Raw genomic sequence first — 3858 nt, forward strand, 5'->3', positions numbered from 1 at the left:
TCCCGCCCACGGTTTTGGGGCTCACCGCCACCCCGTCCCGGGTGGGGTGCCGGGGGCGGGGGGGCCGTCGGCGCAGGGGTGCGGCGGCGGCGGCCACCCGGGGAGCGGTCAGAGACCTGCCGCGTGGGCAGCGGGGGTGCCGCCGACCACCGGAAGAACGATCTTGCTGCTCTTCAGGGCGACCTGGATGTTCGCGGCGGTGGTGTCCGCCTGGCTGGAGTACTGCGGGTAGCTGGCCACGATGATCACGCCGATCCGGTGGCCCGGCTTGAACACGTAGTCCTCGGGCAGCAGCGGGAAGGTGAAGTTGTACGACTCCCCCACCACCAGCGGCACGGCGGTGCGGATCGACTGCCGGTTCTGGGCGTCCATGATGCCCTTGGTGACCAGCTCGTAGTCGGCCGTGGCGACCCGCTTGGCGGTCTGCTTGTAGCAGCCGTCGTCGGTCGGGCTGTTCAACCCCCAGCAGTCCTCGGTGGTCAGGGTGACGATGCCCTCACCGGAGGCCCGGTGCGCCACCCGCTCGTCGGTGCCGTAGTCGACCAGGATCGCCCCGAAGTTGGTGTCGGTCTGGTCGGCCGAGGCCCGCAGCTGCACCGTCGGCGTGCCCGAGATGTGCAGGGGCGCGGTCAGCGGCGCGGACAGGAACGCCAGCCGGTTCGGCTGCACCGTGTCCGGGTTGAGGATCATGGTGTTCTGGCTCTGGGTCCGGCTGTCCTGGAACGCGCCGGTCGCCGGCTTGGCGGTCGGCACCAGCTTCAGGCCGCCGGCCCCGGTGCTGCCGGGCTGGAGGAACACCTCGGTGTCGGCCTTGCCGGGGATCGGCCAGTCGGCGTGGGTCTCCCACACGTCGGCGGCCCGCTCCAGGTCGACCCGGGGCTCGTCCATGATGCCGTTGGCGACCCCGTGCAGCCAGAAGTCGAACCACCGGTGCAGGGTGGACACCCACACCGCGCGTCGCGAGTCGAACGGGTCGACGTGTCCCTCCTGGGAGAGCCACAGCTTGCGCTGGACGTTGTTCTCCGCCAGGGCGTACCAGAACTTGCTGAAGTGGTCCGCGCGGACGTTGTCGTCGTTGAGACCGTGGTAGAGCAGCACGCTGGCGGTCATGTTGGGGACCTTCTTGACGTAGCTGCGCTCGTTCCAGAAGGCGGTGTAGTCACCGGTCTCGTCGCCGTCGGCGGCGGCCATCGCGTCGCGCACCGGCTTGCAGTACTCCCGCCGCTCCGGGTTGGTGACCGTGTTGGCCAGCGACGCCACGTAGCTGTTGCCCCGGGTGACCACCCCGTTGCTGCGTACGTAGTCGTAGTACTCGGTGGGGCCGCTGATCGGCACCACCGTGGTCAGGCCCTTGACGCCGGTCACCGCCGTCGCCATGGCCAGCGAGCCGTCGTACGACTTGCCGATCATGCCCGACTTGCCGTTGTGCCAGTCGGCGGTGACCACCTGACCGGCGGCGTTGCGCGCGGTGGCCCGGCCGTTGAGCCAGTTGATCGCCTGCTTGGCGCTGAGATTGTCCTGGTTGGCGTTGGTGGTGGGGCAGCCGGTGGAGTTGTTGGTGCCCACCATGTCCAGCAGGATCACCGCGTAGCCACGCGGCACGAAGTAGTTGTCGTAGAACAGCGGCCACTTGTCGAGCAGGCCGTCGCCGTCCAGGTCGGCCTTGCACTCGGACTCGTTGCCCCGGCAGACCGTCGAGTAGTACGGGCTGGCGTCCATGATGACCGGCACCTTGAGGCCGTTCGCGGTGGCCGCCGGTCGCATCAGGTCGAACGCGATGATGTCGCGCAGACCGTCGTTGTCGCTGTCGAAGGTGGAGTCGATGAACAGGCGCTCCCGGATGGCGTCGCCATAGCCGAACACCGGCTGGGTGACCCCGTCCTGGACCACGATCGTCGGTCCGTCCGACGCCGCCACCGCCCGTGGCGCCGCGCCCAGGGCGGCGAGCAGCACCGCGGACAGTACGGCCACCCCGGCGCGAAGGGGCGTTCCCATTGCAGCCATGCAGTCTCCTTGAGAGTCCCGAGACCCGGCACGCTATGGGCCGACCGACCGGCATCACCACCTGCACCTGTAGGAACTTTCCCCACGCCGCTCCGACGACACCGACGCGACGACGCCCGTCGTCCGGGTGCCGGCCCGGTCAGCCCCGGTAGCCCCACTGCCGCAGCGGCTTGTCCAGCACCCGCTCCACGGCGGCGAGCTGCGCGACGCCCAACTCCTCGTGGTAGGCGGCCTGCCGCCCGGCGTGGAACCGGTAGCGCCCGAAACCCTTCTCGAACGCCGGTGACCAGTCCAGGCCGAGGAAGTCGAGCATCCGGGCCACCTCGGCGCGCGGGTCGGCGAGCAGGTCCTCGTAGCGCACGTCGAGCCACTGCCCCTCCGGGTGCGCGGCGCGGGCCTCGGCGAAGGAGTCCATCAGCATCTTCCAGCCCAGCGCGGCGAGCACCGGGAACGACCTGTCGTACTCCTCCCACTCCCGGCGCAGGTCGGTCGGCAGCGGCCCGAGGAACCAGTTCTCCGGTCCGCGCCAGCCGTCCCACCAGCCCATCTGGAGCCAGGAGTTGGTCACCGCCCGGCCGTCGCGGACCACGTTGACCACCCGCAGCTCCGGGTAGCCGGCCCGCAGGAACCCGGTGCGCGGCCACCCGGTCACGTGGTGCAGCAGCAGCCGGCAGTCCTGCCGTTCGATCCGGGCGTCGAAGAAGGCCCGCAGCCGCCGCCGCAGGTACGGGGTGAGGTCGTCGGCGCTCAGGTCCCGGCACGGGCGGGAGAAGCCGGCCACCACGTGCCGGTCCAGCAGGTGGTACGCCTCCGACGGGGCGACCCGCAGCCGGCCCTTCTCCAGCAGCCGGCGGCTGTGCCGCAGCGACGTCATGCCCGCCGGGCGGGGGGCGGAACGCCGGTACAGCGGACCGTTGAACCGGCCGGCCAGGTTGAGCCGGGACAGCTTGTCGTCGACCCCGGAGACGAACCCGACCCCGGGATGCCGGGACAGCAACTCCTGCACCAGGGTCGATCCGCACCGCCCGGTGCCCACCACCACCGCCAACATCGCTCAGCCCTCCTCGTGCCCGGTCGACCCCGCCCGCCCGACGCCCACCGACCGTCCACCGGCCGCAGTCGGCCCGCCCCGCGCGGGCCGCCCCGCCCCGGCCGGTGCCGGGACGCCGCGCCGCCACGGGTAGCCGAACCGGCGCAGCCCCGGCGCGGTCAGCGCGGTGACCAGCGCGTACGACCAGCGGGACAGGTCGCGCCGCCACTGCACGTCGGCGGTGATCGGCACCGGGCCGGTCCGGTGCCGCGACGGGTTGCCGGCCACCGAGTGCGTCGGCGTCAGCCGGACCGTCGCCGGGCCGGTGAACGGACCACCGTCGGGGTCCACCCCGGCGAACGCGGCGATCCGGCGCAGCGTCGCCTCCGGGTCGGCCGTCAGGTCCTCGTAGCGCACCCGCAGGTAACCCGTCGGGGCGCGGTCGGCCCACAGTCGGGCGGTCACGGTGTTCCAGACCAGCCAGAGCAGGGCCGCCTTCCACACCGGCGGCCGGCTCATCAGCTCCGGGTCGGTGTCGCCGTCCAGGCCCCGGCGGCGACGCCAGGAGAAGGCGGTGGCCCGGGGGTCGCGCACCAGGTGCAGCACCCGCAGCTCGATGCCGGGCAGCGCGTCGAGCAACGCGCCGTACGGGGGCAGCTTCGACGAGTCGACCACCACCCGGGCCCCGGTGTGCCGGGCCACGGCCGCGTACAGGTCGGCCAGCGCCGCGTCGTCGGGGTGCTCGGGCACCGGCCGGACGCCGCGCCGGTGCCGGCGCAGCAGCGCCGGCAGGCCGCGCATCCGCAGCCGGCCGCGCAGCCCGG

The 3858-nt window shown here is 72.5% G+C and carries 3 protein-coding genes; all 3 read right to left on the reverse strand.

Features of this window, described 5'->3' with window-relative positions; genetic code table 11:
- Positions 1-108 precede the first annotated feature (108 nt).
- Complete coding sequence (locus tag ACOJTC_RS00345) at positions 109-2004, reverse strand: CocE/NonD family hydrolase (protein WP_420115282.1); 1896 nt, start codon at positions 2002-2004, stop codon at positions 109-111.
- Positions 2005-2143: 139 nt separating this feature from the next.
- Positions 2144-3055 (reverse strand): sulfotransferase family protein, encoded by a 912-nt coding sequence (locus ACOJTC_RS00350; protein WP_420115283.1) that lies wholly within the window; start codon positions 3053-3055, stop codon positions 2144-2146.
- A 3-nt stretch (positions 3056-3058) separates the two neighbouring features.
- Positions 3059-3858, reverse strand: an 800-nt coding sequence (locus ACOJTC_RS00355) for a sulfotransferase family protein (RefSeq protein ID WP_420115284.1), incomplete at its 5' end; no start/stop codon positions are given.

It is taken from the genome of Micromonospora sp. (genome assembly GCF_048594385.1).
In the GTDB taxonomy this organism is placed as follows: Bacteria; Actinomycetota; Actinomycetes; order Mycobacteriales; family Micromonosporaceae; genus Micromonospora; species Micromonospora wenchangensis.